This window comes from Vibrio sp. 10N.222.51.C5, from assembly GCF_041474575.1.
Lineage (GTDB): Bacteria > Pseudomonadota > Gammaproteobacteria > Enterobacterales > Vibrionaceae > Vibrio > Vibrio crassostreae_C.
Genome location: NZ_JBFRUJ010000012.1, coordinates 1 through 19135, shown reverse-complemented (window position 1 = coordinate 19135; position 19135 = coordinate 1). Strand labels below are relative to the sequence as shown.

Annotated in this window: 19 protein-coding genes; 4 read left to right on the top strand and 15 right to left on the bottom strand. The window is 44.9% G+C overall.

Annotated elements, in window-relative coordinates:
• Nucleotides 1-236 precede the first annotated feature (236 nt).
• Together fadJ and fadI are read right to left on the bottom strand one after the other, a co-directional pair.
• Nucleotides 237-2453, bottom strand: coding sequence for a fatty acid oxidation complex subunit alpha FadJ (fadJ, locus tag AB4558_RS04245; protein ID WP_102332825.1), 2217 nt, complete (start codon nt 2451-2453; stop codon nt 237-239).
• Nucleotides 2453-3760: an acetyl-CoA C-acyltransferase FadI gene (fadI, locus tag AB4558_RS04240; protein WP_372073027.1), complete on the bottom strand. Its 1308-nt coding sequence runs from the start codon at nt 3758-3760 to the stop codon at nt 2453-2455. Before fadI ends, fadJ begins: the two co-directional genes overlap by 1 nt.
• 552 nt (nt 3761-4312) lie before the next feature.
• Here fadI and AB4558_RS04235 point away from each other — a divergent pair.
• The 4 genes from AB4558_RS04235 (at nt 4313) to AB4558_RS04220 (ending at nt 8743) form a co-directional block, all read left to right on the top strand.
• On the top strand, nt 4313-4861 hold the full coding sequence (locus AB4558_RS04235; RefSeq protein ID WP_017060646.1) for a sigma-70 family RNA polymerase sigma factor: 549 nt from the start codon (nt 4313-4315) through the stop codon (nt 4859-4861).
• Nucleotides 4854-5582, top strand: coding sequence for a DUF3379 domain-containing protein (locus AB4558_RS04230; RefSeq protein WP_372073029.1), 729 nt, complete (start codon nt 4854-4856; stop codon nt 5580-5582). Before AB4558_RS04235 ends, AB4558_RS04230 begins: the two co-directional genes overlap by 8 nt.
• Before the next feature lie 297 nt (nt 5583-5879).
• Nucleotides 5880-7142, top strand: a complete 1263-nt coding sequence (locus AB4558_RS04225; protein ID WP_102320197.1) for an outer membrane protein transport protein — start codon at nt 5880-5882, stop codon at nt 7140-7142.
• A gap of 296 nt (nt 7143-7438) precedes the next feature.
• Nucleotides 7439-8743, top strand: coding sequence for an outer membrane protein transport protein (locus AB4558_RS04220; protein WP_372113795.1), 1305 nt, complete (start codon nt 7439-7441; stop codon nt 8741-8743).
• A gap of 91 nt (nt 8744-8834) precedes the next feature.
• Here the strand turns inward: AB4558_RS04220 and AB4558_RS04215 are convergent, their stop codons facing one another.
• The 13 genes from AB4558_RS04215 to AB4558_RS04155 all read right to left on the bottom strand — a co-directional run.
• Nucleotides 8835-9620 carry a VacJ family lipoprotein gene (locus AB4558_RS04215; RefSeq protein WP_372158170.1) on the bottom strand — a complete coding sequence of 262 codons (786 nt, stop codon included), beginning with the start codon at nt 9618-9620 and terminating at the stop codon, nt 8835-8837.
• Nucleotides 9621-9744: 124 nt separating this feature from the next.
• Nucleotides 9745-10965: a c-type cytochrome biogenesis protein CcmI gene (ccmI, locus tag AB4558_RS04210; protein ID WP_017064103.1), complete on the bottom strand. Its 1221-nt coding sequence runs from the start codon at nt 10963-10965 to the stop codon at nt 9745-9747.
• On the bottom strand, nt 10965-11456 hold the full coding sequence (locus tag AB4558_RS04205; RefSeq protein ID WP_372158167.1) for a cytochrome c-type biogenesis protein: 492 nt from the start codon (nt 11454-11456) through the stop codon (nt 10965-10967). Before AB4558_RS04205 ends, ccmI begins: the two co-directional genes overlap by 1 nt.
• A complete protein-coding gene (locus tag AB4558_RS04200; RefSeq protein ID WP_017060653.1) occupies nt 11453-12004 on the bottom strand; it encodes a DsbE family thiol:disulfide interchange protein in 552 nt (183 codons plus the stop codon). The genes AB4558_RS04205 and AB4558_RS04200 overlap by 4 nt, the downstream gene beginning before the upstream one ends.
• Nucleotides 12005-12009: 5 nt before the next feature.
• Nucleotides 12010-13980: a heme lyase CcmF/NrfE family subunit gene (locus AB4558_RS04195; protein ID WP_136979573.1), complete on the bottom strand. Its 1971-nt coding sequence runs from the start codon at nt 13978-13980 to the stop codon at nt 12010-12012.
• Nucleotides 13977-14459: a cytochrome c maturation protein CcmE gene (gene ccmE, locus AB4558_RS04190; protein ID WP_017064106.1), complete on the bottom strand. Its 483-nt coding sequence runs from the start codon at nt 14457-14459 to the stop codon at nt 13977-13979. The genes AB4558_RS04195 and ccmE overlap by 4 nt, the downstream gene beginning before the upstream one ends.
• Nucleotides 14456-14662 carry a heme exporter protein CcmD gene (ccmD, locus tag AB4558_RS04185; protein WP_009848525.1) on the bottom strand — a complete coding sequence of 69 codons (207 nt, stop codon included), beginning with the start codon at nt 14660-14662 and terminating at the stop codon, nt 14456-14458. The genes ccmE and ccmD overlap by 4 nt, the downstream gene beginning before the upstream one ends.
• Before the next feature lie 14 nt (nt 14663-14676).
• Nucleotides 14677-15417, bottom strand: coding sequence for a heme ABC transporter permease (locus AB4558_RS04180; RefSeq protein ID WP_102332830.1), 741 nt, complete (start codon nt 15415-15417; stop codon nt 14677-14679).
• A 148-nt stretch (nt 15418-15565) separates the two neighbouring features.
• Nucleotides 15566-16234 (bottom strand): heme exporter protein CcmB, encoded by a 669-nt coding sequence (gene ccmB / locus AB4558_RS04175; RefSeq protein ID WP_017060658.1) that lies wholly within the window; start codon nt 16232-16234, stop codon nt 15566-15568.
• 1 nt (nt 16235) lies between these two features.
• Nucleotides 16236-16853, bottom strand: a complete 618-nt coding sequence (gene ccmA / locus AB4558_RS04170) for a cytochrome c biogenesis heme-transporting ATPase CcmA (RefSeq protein WP_017060659.1) — start codon at nt 16851-16853, stop codon at nt 16236-16238.
• A 278-nt stretch (nt 16854-17131) separates the two neighbouring features.
• Nucleotides 17132-17644 carry a DUF2802 domain-containing protein gene (locus tag AB4558_RS04165; RefSeq protein ID WP_017060660.1) on the bottom strand — a complete coding sequence of 171 codons (513 nt, stop codon included), beginning with the start codon at nt 17642-17644 and terminating at the stop codon, nt 17132-17134.
• On the bottom strand, nt 17644-18138 hold the full coding sequence (locus AB4558_RS04160; RefSeq protein ID WP_017064109.1) for a chemotaxis protein CheW: 495 nt from the start codon (nt 18136-18138) through the stop codon (nt 17644-17646). Before AB4558_RS04160 ends, AB4558_RS04165 begins: the two co-directional genes overlap by 1 nt.
• 72 nt (nt 18139-18210) lie before the next feature.
• On the bottom strand, nt 18211-19135 hold a 925-nt coding region (locus AB4558_RS04155), incomplete at its 5' end, for a chemotaxis protein CheW (RefSeq protein WP_372082571.1).

The window sequence follows — 19135 nt, the reverse complement described above, 5'->3', positions numbered from 1 at the left end:
AAGCAGATCTCCTATTACGCTCCTTCGTCGCTTTAGGAGATGACGGTAGTTTTGATTGACGTGTGTTTGACCACCTTTCTAATCAACGCAATAACTTACTTTTTATCTCTCAATCATCATTCCCGAGAAGGAGGAACGACTGAGTCGGGAATCTCATTCCTTTCACACTCGTTCATAAAACAGAAAAGCCCGCATCAATTGCTTGATACGGGCTTCTTAATCAATGAGTTAGAGAGTTACTTGTAGAAAGACTCACCCAATCCAGCACGTGTCAGTAGGCCATCACATGGCGCGAAACGATCACCGTACTTCTTAGCGAAATCGTTCATCATCTCAACCAGTGACTTAATGCCGATTTGATCCATATAACGGAACGGACCACCTAGGAATGGCGGGAAACCGATACCGAAAATCGCACCGATATCACCATCACGAGGGCTGCGGATAATGCCGTCGTCTAGACAACGAACCGCTTCGTTTAGCATAGGTAACACACAGCGCATCGCGATATCGTTATCGCTCAACTTAGGATCTGGTTGCAGCTTAAGCAGCTTATAAACTGACTTATCGACTTCTTTCTTCTTACCTTTGTAAGTGTAGAAACCTTTGCCACTCTTACGGCCTTTACGGTTGTCATTCAAAAGAATATCGAACACATCAGGGCCTTGGAAACGGTCGCCTAGCTCATTCACTAAAATTGGAATAATCTTCGCGCCGATATCAACACCCACCTCGTCTAATAAGGTGATAGGACCAACCGGGAAACCAAAGTCCAATAACGTGCTATCGAGCTTTTCAATCGGCTCGTTTGCCAATAATAAGTGCGCGGCTTCATTCATGTACGGAGCAAGAATACGGTTCACGTAGAAACCAGCCGTGTCTTTAACAACAATCGGCGTTTTGCCTTGCTTCTTCGCTAATGCTACAACCGTCGAAATCGTCTCTTCTGACGTAGTTTCATGAGGGATAACTTCTACTAGCGGCATTTTTTCGGCTGGGCTGAAGTAGTGAAGACCGACCACGTTTTCTGGTCGCTGCGCCTTCTCCGCAATCTTATGGATCGGCAATGAAGACGTATTCGTCGCGAAAATAGTCTCTGGCTTGGCATTGGCTTCGATGTCCGCAACCATTGACTGCTTAAGGTCGAGGTCTTCAAATACCGCTTCAATCACCACATCGGTGTGATTAAAGCTCGTAAAGTCGATACCACCAGACAGTTGAAGCATCTTACTTTCAAGGCCCGCTCGGCTCAGAATGCGACGCTTACGCTGCTTATCGAACAACTTGAAGTTGTAGTTAAGCGCGTTCAGTACACCTTCATTTGATACGTCTTTAATGCGTACAGGCACTTTCGCCTTAGCAACACTGACATGGCTGATGCCTGCGCCCATAAGACCACCGCCTAGCACACCAACACGCTTAACCGCTTTGGGTTCTGCGTCTGCGCCGTGTTCTTTTTTCATTTCCGTGGTTGCAAAGAAAATCGAACGAAGGGCTTTAGACTCTGAAGTCATAACCAGTTCTGAGAAACGCTTCGCTTCATACTGAAGACCTTTATCAAAGCCGTTCTCAAGGCCATAACGAATCACGTCTAAAATCGCATCCGCTGCTGGGTAATTGCCGCGTGTTTTCTGATTGGTCTTCTTAGAAGCTTGTTCAAAAATCACTTTACGACCAAGGCCGTTACGTGAAATCAGCTTTTCTTTGGTCGACGCTTGGCTTTTCGACGCAAGGCGCTTACCTTTTTTACTGCCCGTATTCTTTTCAACAAAGCTTTTAGCGACTTCAAGCAGGATAGTTTCAGGCACACAAGCATCGACAACACCGAGCGATTTCGCTTTCTTAGCGCGCAGTTGCTTACCCGTAAGGATTAGGTCAAGAGATGGCAGCAAACCAATAAGGCGAGGTAGACGCTGTGTACCGCCAGAGCCTGGTAACAGACCTAACTGTACTTCTGGCAGACCAACGCGAGTCTTATCTGAATCGGTACATACACGGTAATCACACGCCAGTGCAAGCTCTAAACCACCACCTAAACATGGGCCGTGAATCGCTGCGACTACTGGGTACGGTAGTTCAGAAAGCGTTTGGAACATCTCCTGCCCTTGGCGAGCCAGAGACTGTGCTTCGTCAGCCGTTTTACACGCATCAAGCATTCTTACATCAGCACCAGCGATAAAGTTATCTGGCTTAAGAGAATGAACGATTAGGCCCTTAACTCGGCTTTGCTTTTCTTTGAGTTGCTCGAAGATGGCTTTCATTTCTTCAGCAAAAGCCGCTTGCAGCGTGTTCATTTTCTCGTTTGGTACATCAATCGCTAACCAAGCAATATCTTGCTCATCGATATTGAGAGTAAATGCTGTCGCTTTCTTTTTGGTTGATTCAGTCGCAGAGGTTGAATCTGGTTGAGCGACTGTTTCTTTTTCTGTTGTTGCATCAAGAGTCGTAGACATTATTCTACCTCCAAGATCATTGCTGCACCTAAACCACCAGCCGCACACGCTGTGTTCAGTGCCAAGCCGCCACCGCGACGTTTCAGTTCACGTAATGTTTGAGTCATCATGCGTGCGCCAGTCGCTGCAAACGGATGTCCGTAAGCAATCGAGCTACCCAGCACGTTGAACTTCTCCATATCAATCTCACCGATCGCTTTATCGCGGCCAAGATTCTTCTGTGCAAACTCATCGCTTGCGAACATTTTCACGTTAGCCAAAACTTGGGCAGCGAATGCTTCGTGCATTTCGATCAGTGTTAGGTCTGACAACTCTAAACCGGTGTTCTTTAATACTTGTGAGGTCGCGTAAGTCGGGCCCATCAGCATATCTGTTTCAACACCAATCGCTGAGAACGCATAACCACGAATATAACCAAGCACTTCTAAGCCTAGTTCTTTCGCTTTACCTTCGCGCATCAACATCACTGCTGCACCGCCATCGGTAAGAGGCGTAGCATTGGCTGCCGTTACACTGCCGTACTTTCTATCAAAAGCAGGACGTAGCTTGGCGTATCCTTCAACCGTTGAGTCGTGGCGAATGTTGTTGTCTTCCGCTAGATACTTTTTGTAAGGTGCCGGGAATGCCGTCATCACTTCGTCTTTAATCTTGCCTTCTTTCCATGCCTGAGAAGCCAAAGAGTGAGAACGGTGAGCAAGTGCGTCTTGAGCTTCGCGAGTAATACCATGCGTCTTAGCCATTTGCTCAGCCGTTTGTCCCATGGATAAACCGGTCGAGTACTCTGCAACTGCAGGTGGTACTGGCATCAAATCTTTTACGGAAAGCGTTTTAAGAATCTTCAGCTTTTGACCCATAGTTTTCGTTTTACTCAGCGCTAATAGATTTGCCGCTAACTTTTTCGAAACACCGATAGGCAATACAGAAGAAGAGTCCGCACCGCCCGCAATACCGACATCAATCGTGCCAGCCATAATGCTTTCGGTCACGTTAACTGCCGATTGGAAGCTGGTCGCACATGCTCGTGTGACACTGTAGGCATCGGTATTGATGTTCATGCCTGTGCCCAACACGATTTCACGCGCAATGTTCGGCGCTTCTGGCATTTGCACTACTTGGCCGAACACAACTTGTTCGATAAGCGCAGGATCGACATCCGTTCTTGCAAGCATTTCACTCACAACCATTTTGCCTAAGTCGACCGCAGGCACTTGGCTAAATTCTGTGCTCTGACGAGCGAATGGGGTTCGTAATCCAGCGACAACGGCAACACGTTCTCCAGAACGCGTTTTGACTTCCTGTTTGCCCATGGTTTCTCCTTAAAGTTAAGAGGTCTGACCTGAAGTATTGTAAAGAAGTTGTTAATTAAATCAAACGAGCGTTTAAATAAACGTGATACGAGTATCTCACTGTTTGAAAATATAACTGCGCATTCAGGCGAACCTTTTTGGGGGAAAGGTTGTCGTAAGAGACTAAACTATTGTAAGCAAAGACTGTTATCGCTGTGTAGGGAATGGTTTTCTTGAGGCAAAAAAAAACCACACAAAGCTGTGTGGTCGGAATGTATATAAAGCAATTAACTTAGCGCCAATTGAAATAATCAGTTTCCTGATTAGGAGAAAGTAAAGTCAGCCTTCAAAAGGAAGTGTCGTCTTGCTCAACATGCTAGCCACGAATGACTAACTAGACGACAAGGTGTACTATAACGAGTTCGAGGCCTTAGATTTTGAAGTAGATCAATTTTAATGTGATTTTACGATTTCCTGCCGATCGTTAGCTCTAAAAATATAAAAACGAAGCACAACGTATAGAGGACAGCTATACGCAGAGCAATTATGGAGGCTCGTGTGTCAATAATAAAAATGTTTGGAAAGAAAACAGCCAAGCGTCCGGTCAACTCTGATATGGACAAACAAAGAAAATACGAAGCACTTGTGCGCGCCTATCATCGTGACCTCTTTCGCTACGCCTATTGGTTATGCAAAGACAAAAGCATTGCCGAAGACTTAGTTCAAGAAACTTGCCTTCGTGCATGGAAGTCACTCGATAGCCTTCAAGATGAAAAAGCCGCCAAATCTTGGCTGATTACCATCTTGAGACGCGAGAACGCTCGACGTTTTGAACGCAAACAGTTTGATCTGGTTGATATCGACGATCACGGTAACGATGCTAGTGTCAGTGATGACCCGCACCATCAGCATCAGTGGTTGCAAGCCCAGATCATGAAACTTGAAATTGATTACCGTGAACCTCTCTTCTTGCAAGTGATTGGTGGTTTTAGTGGTGATGAGATTGCCGATATTCTCGATCTCAACAAAAACACGGTGATGACACGTTTATTCAGAGCTCGAAATCAGTTGAAAGAGCTGTTGGATACAGAAGAGGCAGAGAGGGGGCAACATAATGGATGATTTGGAATTTCGTCGTCGTGTATTGTCGGAACCTAAACAACGTACACAAGATATTGTTGATGCGACCGCGAATAGCGAAGCCAATAGTAACTTCTTAGAAGATGTACTAGCGCTTGATAAACAGATCCACTCTGCGATGAATGTGGATGTGCCAGACGATCTTGCTGATCGTATTCTGTTCAATCAGACCTCAAGCGAAGAAAGCAAAGTAGTAAGGCCAACGTTTGCGAGACGAGCAATGGCAATGGCCGCCTCAGTAGCATTCGTTGCAGGTTTATTAGTTGGCCAAGTGAATTGGGGAAATGCATTCGTTTCACCTGCGCAAGCTAGTTTAGTTGATACAGCGATGAAGCATGTTGTTGATGAGAAGAGCTTTGTTAGTAGCATCGATGAACAGGTTACATCGCAGCAGATCAACGCAAAAATGAACCCATTTGCTTTTCAGTTTGATGACGCTTTCCCTTACCATGTTTATTACCTAAACCACTGTGGCTTTGGTAAATCCAACGCAGTACATATGGTCTTCCAAGGCGCAAAAGGCAAAGTAACACTGTTTTTAACCGGTATTCCAACAGACAAACCTATCGATTTTGATGAAAAAGGCATGTCCGGCTCGGTAACACCCGTAGATGGCAGCAGCTTAATCCTTGTGGGTGAAAATGGTGAGGATGTTTCCAAAATCGCCGAAAAGCTGACAAAAATGATCAAACCAATGAGCTAATTCGCTCTTAAAGCCCCGTCACAAAAGGCCCAGCAATTATATTACTGATATTGCTGGGCTTTATTTATAAATAAACCACAAAACCATTCACACCACCAATACCTCTAGAGTTAAAACTCTAAAAAACAGCATTTCACACCATTTTCGTGCCAGATAGGCGTCATTTCCATAATTTTCCACTCAAAATTCCCAATGGTCGGATTTGTATATCGTATACTTGCGAATAGGATCAGCCACCATTGAGCAATTGCTCAAATTAATCGCCCTGTAGAGGCGGATATATAAAGGAATAAATGAATGACTACCAACAACACGCGTCTGTTTAAAAAGTCTCTTTTAGCAGTAACAATTACACTGGCGTCTTCGCAAGCGATGGCAGCAGGTTTCCAACTTAACGCCCAATCAGCTACCGGTATCGGCCGTGCTTTCGCTGGTGATGCAGTAATCGCAGATAACGCGTCAGTAATGGCACGTAACCCTGCGGCAATGGCACTGTTTGACAAAACTGAACTATCTCTTGGTTTTGAAAGCATCACTTCTATGATTGAAGTCAAGGATGCTACTTACACAGGCTTCATGGGCGGTAATTCTAGCAATGCTGACTATGACGATGCTGGCGATACTTCGATTGCACCAAACATTCATCTAATCGTTCCAGTAAATGATAAATTTGCATGGGGTGTAAATGCTTATTCTAACTTCGGTACAAAAACTGAATTCAGCGATAGCTATGTGGGTGGTGAATACGGCGGCCTAACAGATGTAAAAAGTGTTAACTTTGGTTTAGCTGGTTCATACCGTCTAAACAAACAGTGGAGCTTTGGTGCAGGCCTTGACCTTATTTACGGTAAAGGCGAACTGAAACGAACAATGAGCTCGGAAGTTAATACTCCGCCAATCCCAGGCTTGCCACAAGCAGGTCAAACAGTTCTTGATGCTGAAGCGGATGGTTGGGCTGTGGGCTTTAACCTTGGTACTGTTTTCGAGTTAAATGAAAATAACCGTTTTGGTTTGGCTTACCACTACTCTCCGAAACTTGAAGCTGAAGGCGATATCAGCTACCAAGGCACTGAATATAAAGATGATACTCTTCATATGCCTCTACCTGATATGGTTGAGTTCTCTGGTTTCCACAAGATTGAAGATACTAAATTCGCAGTTCATTACTCAGTGCAATGGATTGGTTGGAGCTCATTTGACAAGCTAGAAGCAGACAAAGCAGGTGTTCTAAACAATTACGAATGGCAGAATGGTATGCACTACTCTCTAGGTGGTACATATTACATGAATCGCGATTGGACACTTCGTGCCGGCTACATGTATGACACAAGTGCACAAGATGAAGTCACTTCAGTTTCAGTTCCAGATTCAGATCGCCAATGGTTCTCAGCTGGTTTCACATACCACATCAACGAAGCGTCAAACGTAGACTTTGGTTTCACATACTTAATGGGCGACGATGTTAAAGTTAATGAATCAACTTCTGTTGTTTCGTCAATTTCAGCAACAACTCGTGCAGATGCAATCCTAATGGGTCTACAGTACAGCCGTAGCTTCTAATAAAAGCTAGGTTATAAACCTCAAAGGGTCGCATAATGCGACCCTTTTTTATTGCCTAAACCACTGACCTACATCAATTTAAGCTTACAACTGTAGCCTGCAAGGTCAATATATGACTACAAGTGTACGCTCAAACTTCGCAACACAGCAGAAACATTTAGATTATTTCTCTAATAATTAAACACATTTACTCATTAAATCCCTAAAACACTGTTTTATTCGAATTTCATTTTTAAAGTAATGACTCTAAACGTAGAATCACGCCACTAAATACTTATGATTCAGCGAACATAATAATGAAAATGAATAAGACTCTTCTATCTGCTGCAGTGGCAGTTGGACTACTTTCGACTTCTACCGTCACTCACGCGGCAGGTTTTCAACTAGCAGAATACTCAGCAACAGGCCTTGGCCGCGCATACGCTGGTGAAGCTGCAATGGCTGACGGCGCAGACGCACAATGGCGTAACCCTGCCATGCTGACTTACCTAGAAGGTACTCAGGTTTCTGTTGGTGCTATCTATGTTGACCCTAACATCGATATCGACGGTACTTCTACGTCCATGATGGGACAATCTACTTCGTCAAATTCTAGCGATTTTGCGCACAGTGCAGTAATCCCAAACTTTTATGTTTCTCATAAGTACAACGACAAGTTCGCATTAGGCTTTGCTGCTGGCACTAACTACGGTATGGAAACAGACCTAGGTAAAGACTTTGGTGGCGCAAACCACGGTAACGAAGCAAGTGTTACTACGATGGAGCTAAACCTAAACGCGGCTTACCAAGTACTTGAAAGCGTATCTATTGGTGGTGGTATTCGTTACATCATGGCTGAAGGTAGCTTTGGAGCGGTATCTACAGTTAACTCTCTAGTTCCTATGCCTCAAGGTACAGCTTTAAAATACATGGAAGGTGATGACACAGCGTGGGGCTGGCAAGTTGGTACCGCTTGGCAGATCAATGAAAACAACCGCCTTGGTTTTACCTACAAGTCAGAAGTAGACCTAACGCTTGAAGGCCACGCAAATGGTGTCGCTTTTGATGCTGTTGCTGGCGCTTTAGGTACTCCTGTGAAGTCAAAATATAACGGCTCAATGCAACTTGCATTGCCAGCTACCGCCGAGCTAGCAAGCTTCCATCAACTATCAGATAAGGTCGCTGTACATGCGAGCGTTAACTGGACTAACTGGAGCAGCTTTAAAGAACTAGTAGCTGACATCCCTGAATTCGGTCCTGCTCGAACTCAAGATATCAAGCAAGAGAACTGGGAAGATAACTACCGCTTTGCTCTTGGTACTACTTACCAAATGACGCCTAAGTTAGCTCTACGCTCTGGTATCGCATACGATACTTCAGCGGTAAGCGATGAGCACCGTACGGCAACGATCCCAGAAACAGACCGCACTTGGTTAAGCATTGGTGCTGGATATCAATGGTCTGAGCAACTAACTCTAGATGCTGGCTTCACTTACATTCTAGCTAAAGACGCAAAAATGGTTGAAGATGACGCAAGTTCTGCACCATTTGGTGGTGACTTCGAAGGTGAAGTAACAGGTAGCATCTGGCTAGTAGGTATCCAAGCTAACTACCGCTTCTAATCTACCTCCCTAAAAGTAGAAAGCATTAAAAAGGCTCGATGTTATTTTCAACATCGAGCCTTTCTTTTATCAGTTATTCAAAATCTTATATCTAGTAATCTTCTAGGTATCCGTCAATGAAATCTTCTTCTTCAAGATCGACTTCTTCCGGTTCGATTTCGGCTTTAAAGTCACGACGTTGAATGTAAACTTCACGAGTCAGAGCATATGGATCTGGCGAGTCATCCAACAGAGCTTCTTGAGAAACTAACTGAGCACGAGTTTCCATGCCTTCGAATGCCCACTTTCCTAAGCTAGCCCAGAAGTTCAAGAAAGACAGAGGCATATACATACCATCAACGGTTTCAGTCACTTCGCGCGTTGTTACTGGGCCATAACCCGGTACCATGAAGTACGGACCATTTCCTACCCCGTAATGACCAATCGCATCAGAGAACGACTTATCATCGTACTTGGTGATCCCAGCTTCGCTAGCAATATCGATTAAGCCTAACAAACCAATCGTTGAGTTAATCCAAAAACGATTGAAATGGTCGAGTGCTTTTTCACCATTGCCCATAATAAGGTTATTCACCATGCTTGATGGTTCGTCTAAGTTGGCTAGAAAATTGGATATACCAGAACGTACTGGCACAGGGGTGTAGTCAACATAAGCGAGGGAAACAGGGCGAACTAAATAAGGATCTAGATATTCGTAGTTGATATCCCACATCGCTCGGTTGAAGCCTTCAAAAGGATCATTCGGGTGGGACTCTTCGACGTATTCAGAGGTTTCGAGGTTATCATCGTCAACACTTTCGTCCGGCGCACTTGAACACCCAACCGTTAAGCTTGCGATAAAAAGTAAACTCGAGAGTCTTAAAACACTGACAGACATATCACCTTTTCCATAAGGAATTCAAATAATAAAAAAGGCCAGCAATCGCTGGCCTCAATTGTTTGGCTAAGTCTATACCGTTTATCTGCAAATCGGAATAGCTAACACCTATGCAAAGTGGTGATTAATATTGCTTATTGATATCAATGGTAACTGGAGCACCCAGTTCAACCACTTCACTTTCACCGTACCAATCGCCTTCGCGAGTTGAAACGTTGCCGTCTGTATCAAGCCTAGCTCTAACCATCAGAGTTTCAAGGCTAGACAGCTCTTGTCCTTCCAGCATGCTGTTGCCGTCATCTAGAACAACAGTACGAGGGAAAGTCCCTAGTGGGTAACGAGCGGCTGCGATAGGCATTGGAGAACCATCTGCTCTGTGTACTGAAACAATTAACACTGAGTTAGGGTCAGCATTCACGTCTGCAGATAGATCGAGCGTTACAGCAACAGTCTTACCTTGGTCGACACCCATATTGTCGCCCATTTTCTTCTGAGCACTTTCAATACTGCGCGAAAGCATTTCATAGCGACTGTCTTGTGGACCAATCATCTGCTGCATGATGCTCCAGTACTTCACCGCACCTGGGTAGTCTTGACGCTCAAACGCATCAAACGCAAGCAGTGAGAACACACGAAGGTCAACGTAATCGTTTTGAATCAAACGGCTCAAAATCAAACGAGCTTGGTTTTGATCAGCTTCATCAGGAGAAAGCATCAGTGCTTGTGCGAAACCTAACTGAACATCTTCATTCTTAGGTTCAAGCTTGTAAGCTCGTTCCATAGAATCTTTTGCTGTTTCAGCGTCGCGGTTAGCCAGTGCAATACGACCGAGTAGCAACCAACCTGTTGAATCTTTTGGTTGGTAATGCAGACGAGTACGAAGCGCTAGAGTCAAATCTTCCAACTCATCATCCGTTAGTGCACCACCTTCCGATGACATTAGCTTTTTAGACAATTCAGGAAGGTTCGAGCTCACTTCTTGCCAGTGTTGAACTTTGTCCAACGCACCGAACTTAAAGTACATACCATAAGTCACAACGACGACAAGGATGATCGACGGTACAACCACACCAAGCGTAGAGATTTGAGTCTTCTTCATCTCTTCTTGTGCAGGAACATCATCAAGCAGAGACTGTTTCAAATCATCGATCAGTTCTTGTTGGTTATCAACAAGACCTTCCTCTGCTTCTACTTCTAACTCGACAAGACGGTCTTTATAGAATGCTTTGTTCAACTCGTCGCGAAGCATTTCGTCATTGTTTGCCTTCTTGTTAATGAAAGGCAGAACAATTAAGAAAATTGCCGCTAGCGAAAGGATAATGGTAGAAATCCAAAATAGAGTCATTACTTCTTATCTCCGTCGTTCTCTTCATCGAGTAACGCTTTTAAGCGAGCTTCTTTGTCTGCATCCCAGTATTTATCTGACTCTACTGCTGCTTTTGATTTTGACTTTCTGCTTCGTAAAATAATCAAACCAAATCCAAACACAACAACCGCAAACGGACCAATCCAAAGGATCGATGTAGCTAAGGTCAGTGGCGGGTTGTACGTTACAAAGTTACCGTAACGAGCAATCATGTAATCAATAATTTCTTGCTCAGACTTGCCGTCTTTTGTCATCTCGTACACTTTTTGGCGTAAGTCGACCGCTAGCTCAGCATTCGAATCACCAATCGTGTTGTTCTGACATTTAGGGCAACGTAGCGTATTACTCAACTCTTTGAACTGCTGTTCTTGATCTACGGTATCAAATTCATGGAACTCGATAGGTGCAGCAGAAACAGTCGCTGAAATTGCGAACGTAGCGAATAGAGTAATCAGTGCCTTTCTAATCATTTCGATTCCTCCAACAACTCTTGATACATCGGCTCAAGCGTCGATGCCCAGTTGGTTGGGTTCACGTCACCAACATGGCGGTAGCGAACTACGCCGTTAGCATCGATTAGGAAAGTTTCAGGCGCGCCATACACGCCAAGGTCAAGGCCTAGCATGCCATTACCATCAAACAGGCTAATTAGGTACGGGTTACCCAACTCTTTTAGCCAACCAACCGCTTTGTTGCGATCATCTTTGTAGTTAAGACCAATGATCTTAACGCCTTGATCCGCAAGCTTGTTCAGGTAAGAGTGCTCTGCATAACAAGTAGGACACCAAGTCGCCCACACGTTAAGAAGCAGTGGCTCGCCTTTAAAGATCGCTTGATCATGAAACTTACCTGGTTGTTCTAAGTCTTCTAGACCAAACTCAGGAACAGGCTTACCAATCAATACGGATTCTAGCTTAGTTGGGTCATCGCCCGACTGGTTGCGCATTAATTGCGTTGCAAAGATTCCAGCTAGAACCATGAACGCAATCAATGGAATGAATAAAATCTTCTTGTTCATTCGAATTAAGCCTCCTGCTCTTCAGCCGACTTTTTGATTGGCTTACGGAAACGGTAACGACGGTCACTGATAGCAATAGCGCCACCAATCGACATAATCAAAGAACCTGCCCAGATCCAACGTACAAATGGTTTGTAGTAGATACGTACAGCCCAAGATTTGTTGTCGTCTAAACGTTCACCCATTGCAATGTAAAGGTCGCGCGTTACGCCACGGTCAATCGCTGCTTCTGTCATCATAGACTTAGCTGTGGTGTAGAAACGTTTTTCAGCGTGAAGCGTGTTGATGTATTTGCCTTCTTTAGTAATTTCAAAGTCAGCAATGTAACCATCGTAGTTAGGACCATCTTTGTCACGAACCCCTGTAAACAGGAAGCTGTATTCTTCAAGCTGGTAGCTTTCACCTGGCGCCAGACGTACATCACGTTCGATGCTGTAGTTTTGCACCATCGCGATACCAATCACTGTCACGGCTAAACCTATGTGACCACACATCATTGCCCAGTGGCTACGAGGTAGCTTAGTTAGACCTTTCAAGAATGTATGACGGTGAGTCGCACGCTCATGCAGCTCAAAGCCGTGCATGAAGATGATCCAGAACGCCATTACCCAACCAGCAAACGCAGTACCACTGAAGCGGTCAGCCAGTAGAGCAACCATTAGCGCACTCAAGCCAAGTGAGAGTGCACCTGAAATCAGCATTGGTTTAACAAGCTTAGACAGGTTGTCACGTTTCCATCGGATCAGAGGACCGATACCAAGCAGGAACGAGAACGGGATCATTAACCAGAAGAACAACATATCAAAGAATGGTGCACCGATAGATACCGAGCCCAAGCCTAACTGTTTGTGAACTAATGGCAGTAGCGTACCTACTAACACAACGACAAGCGCTGCAATCAGTAAGATGTTGTTACCAAGCAGTGCGTTTTCACGAGAAACCAGATCGAAGTTACCGCGAACACGAACCGATGCGCCTTTAATAGCAAACAACAGCAGTGAGCCACCGATAACAAAGACTAGGAAACCTAGAATAAACATACCACGAGCAGGATCCGACGCGAATGCGTGAACCGATACCAAGATGCCCGAACGAACTAAGAATGTCCCTAGTAAGCTTAGCGAGAATGCAGAGATAGCCAGCAGTACTGTCCAAGCTTTAAATGTGCCACGCTTCTCAGTTACCGCTAGTGAGTGCATTAGAGCAGTACCAGCCAACCAAGGCATGAATGAAGCGTTTTCTACTGGATCCCAGAACCACCAGCCACCCCAGCCAAGTTCGTAGTAAGCCCACCATGAACCTAGTGCGATACCTACCGTTAGGAATAACCAAGCTGCGATTGTCCAAGGACGCGACCAACGAGCCCATGCCGTATCAAGACGACCACTCATTAGAGAAGCGATTGCGAAAGAGAACGCAACAGAGAAACCTACATAACCCATGTAAAGCATTGGCGGGTGAATAATCAAACCCGGATCTTGCAGTAGTGGGTTCAGGTCACGGCCATCAACAGGGAAGAAAGGCAATGTACGTAAGAACGGGTTAGACGTCACGATAATGAACAGCAAGAAGCCGACAGTAATCAGACCCATGATAGCCAAAACACGAGCCACAGACTCTTGAGGCATACCACGACTGAATGTCGCTACTGCAACTGTCCAACCCGCTTGGATAAGAACCCAAAGCAGTAATGAACCTTCGTGAGCGCCCCAAACCGCCGTAATTCGGTAGTACCAAGGCAGTTGGCTATTCGAGTTACTTGCTACGTATTGAATCGTAAAATCATTGGTGTAGAACGCGTAACACAAGATAAAGAACGAAATCGCTAAGAATCCGAACATACCCCACGACAACGGTCGTGCGCTGTTCATCAATAATGTGTTATTTCGAGCGGCTCCATACAATGGGAGCACGCTTAGCAGCAATGCAAGTCCCAAGGACAGGATCATCGCAAAATGGCCGATCTCGGCTATCATTGAGCATTTCCTTCTTTTTGTTCAGTCGTGTATTGCAAAGGCTCATGGGTTTTCTTCATTGCTTCCGCAACTTCAGAAGGCATGTACTCTTCATCGTGCTTTGCCAACACCTCAAACGCTTCGATTGTCGTTGCATTTTTAAGCACACCCTGAGCAACAATACCTTGGCCTTCACGGAAAAGATCAGGAAGGATGCCATCGTATAGAATCGTTACTTTAGGGCCTACATCTTGCAAATCAAAGCTTACACGTAGTGATTCATTGTCACGGCTTACAGAGCCGACTACGACCATGCCACCAATACGTAGGCGTTGACCAACTTCAGGTTTTTTACCATCTTTGCCGTTGACCAGCTCAGTTGGTGTGTAGAACAGATCCATGTTCTGGTTAAGTGCATAAACCATCAATCCAACAGTCGCACTGATACCAAAAAAGATCGCTAAGACAATGCCCAGCCTCTTTTTACGTCTTGGGTTCATAGAGTGTTCTCCATATTTTTTGCTGCATCGATACGAGCCTGACGATCAATCTTAGCTTGTACTTCATTTAGTAATTGCTTACCACGACGAACGCTTACGACCAGTAAAATGATCATCGCGAGAAATGTGATTCCAAATGCACTCCATACATATGAGGCGTAGCCCCCCATGGCAAAGAAATCACTCAAAGATTCAAAATACATAATTACCTACCCTACTACGCTTTTTCGGCCGCAAGCTTGCGAACCCATGGACGGTGACTCTCTTTACTGATGATTTCGTTACGGAAACGAACCATAGTCACAGCACCAAAGAAAAAGGCGAAGCCGAAGATGTTAAGAAGAAGCGGCCATAGCATGTCACTTGAGATCGAAGGTTTTGCGAACTTAGTAATGGTCGCGCCTTGATGAAGTGTATTCCACCACTCTACAGAGAAGTGAATGATAGGGAGGTTAATCACGCCTACGATAGCCAAGATACCCGCCGCTTTCGCTGCTGTTTTTTGGTCGTCAAAAGCGTGGTGTAGTGCGATCACACCCAAGTATAGGAATAGAAGAATCAGCTCTGAGGTTAAACGCGCATCCCAAACCCACCAAGCACCCCACATTGGTTTACCCCAAACTGCGCCAGTTAGTAACGCAATGAAGGTAAACACAGCGCCAATCGGTGCCATCGCCAGTGCGGCCATGTCTGATAGCCTTACCTGCCATACCAAACCGATAAAGGCAGCAATCGCCATCGACATGTAAACGCCCATCGACCAGATTGCAGACGGAACATGGATGTAGATGATACGGAAGCTATCGCCTTGTTGGTAATCAGAAGGCGCAAATGCAAGCCCCCACACGGTACCGACGGATAGACACAATAGCGCTAGGATCGAAAACCATGGCAAAAGTTTACCAGCAAGCTGATAAGAGGTTTCTGCTTTGGCATAGGGATGGAGCCATTTCCACATGTTGTAATCTCACTCTTACTTCATATTGCTTACAGCTATTAAAGCTATAATTATAATAATTTTATTTGTCTTGCTTTCAGTTTTATTGACTCTATGAGTCCAATCGACACATTTGGTTCACATTGGCTATACGATAACGGAACCCCAATCAGTTCACACTTACTCTAAGTGCGGCACTGATCGCAAAAGGCGTCATAGTCATCGCACCCATTAACATTGCCCCAAGCACCGCCAATTGACCGTTGTATGCAACGCCCAAAGCCGCAGCGTCAATTGCTGACGTCGCGAAGATTAAAATGGGGATGTAAAGCGGCAAGATTAACAGGCTTAACAGGACTCCGCCCTTCTGTAACCCAACGGTTAACGCAACACCAATCGCACCAATAAAACTCAATGCAGGTGTTCCTACCAGCAAGGTCAACACAACTGAGAGCCATGTATCAAAATCTAAAGACAACAAAACAGCCAATAATGGGCTGATTAAAATCAATGGTAACCCGGTCAACAACCAGTGTGCTATGACTTTGGACAATACTACCAACTGCAACGGGATTGGCATCAGCATCATCTGTTCAAGGGCGCCATCTTGAAAATCATCACGGAAAAGACGCTCTAAAGAGAGCAATGCAGAGAGCAAAGCGGCCACCCAAACAATACCCGCAGCAATACGCGCAAGTAGGTTTGGCTCTGGGCCAATACTCAAAGGGAAAAGCGTGATAACAATGATGAAGAACCACAAAGGGTTAAAGATATCCGCTTGACGTCGAAACGCGATAAGCAGTTCGCGTCGGATAATCGTGGTCATTGAAGAGATCATATTACTCACCCAACTTTATTTTTCTTAGTTTCGGGCTATCAGCAAACATATCTTGGTGTGTGGTTAACAACACAATGCCACCGTTGTCTGCATGCTGAGAAAAAAGAGATTCGAGAACTTTCACGCCCTGCTTATCAATGGCAGTCAGCGGCTCATCAAGAATCCACAACATTTGCTTGCTCAACCAAAGGCGAGCCAACGCAACTCGGCGTTGTTGGCCTGCTGAAAGTTGCCCCGCAGGTACGTCTTCTCTGCCCGCAAGCCCGACTTGAGCCAGCGCGTGGTAAAGCTCTTCTTTGCTGGTACCGCCACTGTGAATCGACTGATAAAAGCTCAGATTCTCATAAGCACTAAGCTCGCGCTTTACGCCTGTTTGGTGACCAAGAAAAAGTAAATTTTGATGATAAACATCTCGACTCGATTCAATAGACTCACCGTCCCAAGAGATAGTGCCGTCATCGCGATCGCCTAAGCCAGTAATAATCCTAAGGAGTGTCGTTTTCCCGGTACCGTTACGACCTTCAACTTGAACCAGCTCACCTGGTTTCAATTGAAAAGACAACGATTCAAACAGAATCCTGTCGTCACGAATAGCAGTTAAATTTGAGACTTCTAGCATAGGTAAATTTAGTCGAGTAATGAGAGCGCTATAGTAGCACACCAACATGGTGACAAAACAGGACTAGGCGTTTTCGATAGAACAAAGTCGGTAAGAAACTGTTACCACCTCATCACAATTTACACATTTTCATCAACAAACAAGATATTGTCGTAGATACAAGCACTTATAAACATCGTTCTATATAGATCGGACAGGCATAAAAAAAGAAGCCGAAGCTTCTTTTAAGAGGAATACGTAATAAACATCAATTGCTCAATACGAATTAAGCGCTCAATTTAACGACGTCGAGGCGGGTCTCTGCGATCGCGAGAGGCATCGGGTTGCTGATCGTACGATGAAGGGTCGCTTCGTAATGAAGGAATTTTCTCTTTACCAGCAAGCTTGTTCTGCAGAGACATCATCAGCTCAGCTTCTGCTTTGGGTAATTCACATTCTTCAATTAACTCGTTAATCCCAGCGCCAAGCTGAACCATTTTCGTTGCACGTGTGTACAAACGTCCATCGGTATCCGCATGTTCCAGCTCAACAATACGTTCATTCAAATGTTTGATAAGATCTTGTTGTTCCGTCACTTTCTGGCCAAGACCAACCACAACAGAGCGAACCTCAAGTAATTGCTTACTCGATTTTTGAAGCTCTTTGTCCAAGTTACGAACTTGCAGGCGTGACTGATCGAGCTGCTTTTGAATCGCACGTTTTACTTTGCTAATCAAAATCAGGATAAATAACGTAAAAACCCCAACGCCTGATATCAGAGCGACAGGGCTTAAAGGAAGCGCTTCAAACATTACAGGTGAGCCATCTCATCCCATTCGTCTTCGCTTAGTAGTTTGTTTAGATCTACTAAGATAAGTAGCTTGCCATCTCGGTTACTTACACCTTGGATGAACTTAGCACTTTCATCAGTACCAACACTTGGCGTTGTGTCGATTTCAGAAGAACGCAGGTAAACCACTTCAGCAACGCTATCTACTAGAATGCCAATTACTTGACGCTCAGATTCAATAACGATGATACGAGTGTTGTCTGTGATTTCACCTTGCATCAAACCAAAGCGAGAACGAGTGTCGATAACAGTAACAACGTTACCACGTAGGTTAATAATACCTAGAACGTAATCTGGAGCACCCGGTACTGGAGCAATTTCGCTGTAACGTAGTACTTCACGTACTTGCATTACGTTGATGCCGTAAGTTTCTTCTTCTAGCTGGAAAGTCACCCATTGAAGTACTTCATCATTCGTTTGCTCTTTTCTTACTTCAACTTCACTCATATGAGACATAGATAATCCTCTTGCCGTCGTTACCGACCACTATTATTAACTTGATGCTTATTGTTAGCCCAATGCTTATTACTAGCTTAATGCTTTTACATCTAGCCCTGCGTTTAGCATGGCGATTAATGCTTCAACATGAATCAAAGCACACATTTTTTCTTTTACCATACCAGCGAGCCATGGGCGTTTCCCTGCCATTTCTCGCCAACGTACTTTGTCTGTATTAAGTAGCTCGGTGCCTTTGAGCTCTGTGCCCGCCAGGCCCCACAAGCTCTCTCCAAGCATCACTATATATTGATAGTTTTCTTTGTATTCGTCACCTGATAGTTTCTCAGACATCACCCATTTTGCGGTGTCGACCACATCTAGCTGACTATCACGGTTGGTTTGTAAACCCAAATACCAAGCTGGCTTACCAATGATATGACTTAACTCTTCAAGGCGATGGATGCCGCCAAGCTCATCAAGTGGCACCGCAAAGGTCACGCCGTTTACATCAAAATACAAGACTTGAAAGTCTTCTTTGCGAACCGTACTTTCCCAAGAGGTAAACTGGTCAGCACCTCCTGCTTGAGTTTCGGGTTCAATAACTGTCTCGGGATCAGGAACGTCAAGTTCAGGCTCAACAGCCTTAACTTCTACTTGTTCCGTCTCCAACGATTCAGCTTGTAACTCTTCAATTTGCTGCGATTCAACAGGTGGCTCTACAACAATTGATAAATCGGGTTCTGGAAGATTCCAATCCTGAATCTCTGGCTCTTCGAACACTTGAACAGACTCAACCGCGGCATCAAACATTTGCATGTCTGCTTGCTGGGCGATTTTCTGGGTGTTCTGATCCATCAACTCATCAAGGTTCAGTTCATCAACAACATTGGTCGCCTCTAAACGGCTGAGTAGTTTCTGAACATCTTCAAGGTTAGGAACCTCAAACTCAGCCGCGCGTATTTCTGCGTAGCTTGAGTGGTGACTCGAAAATTGGCGCTCTGGCTCTGGCTCTGGC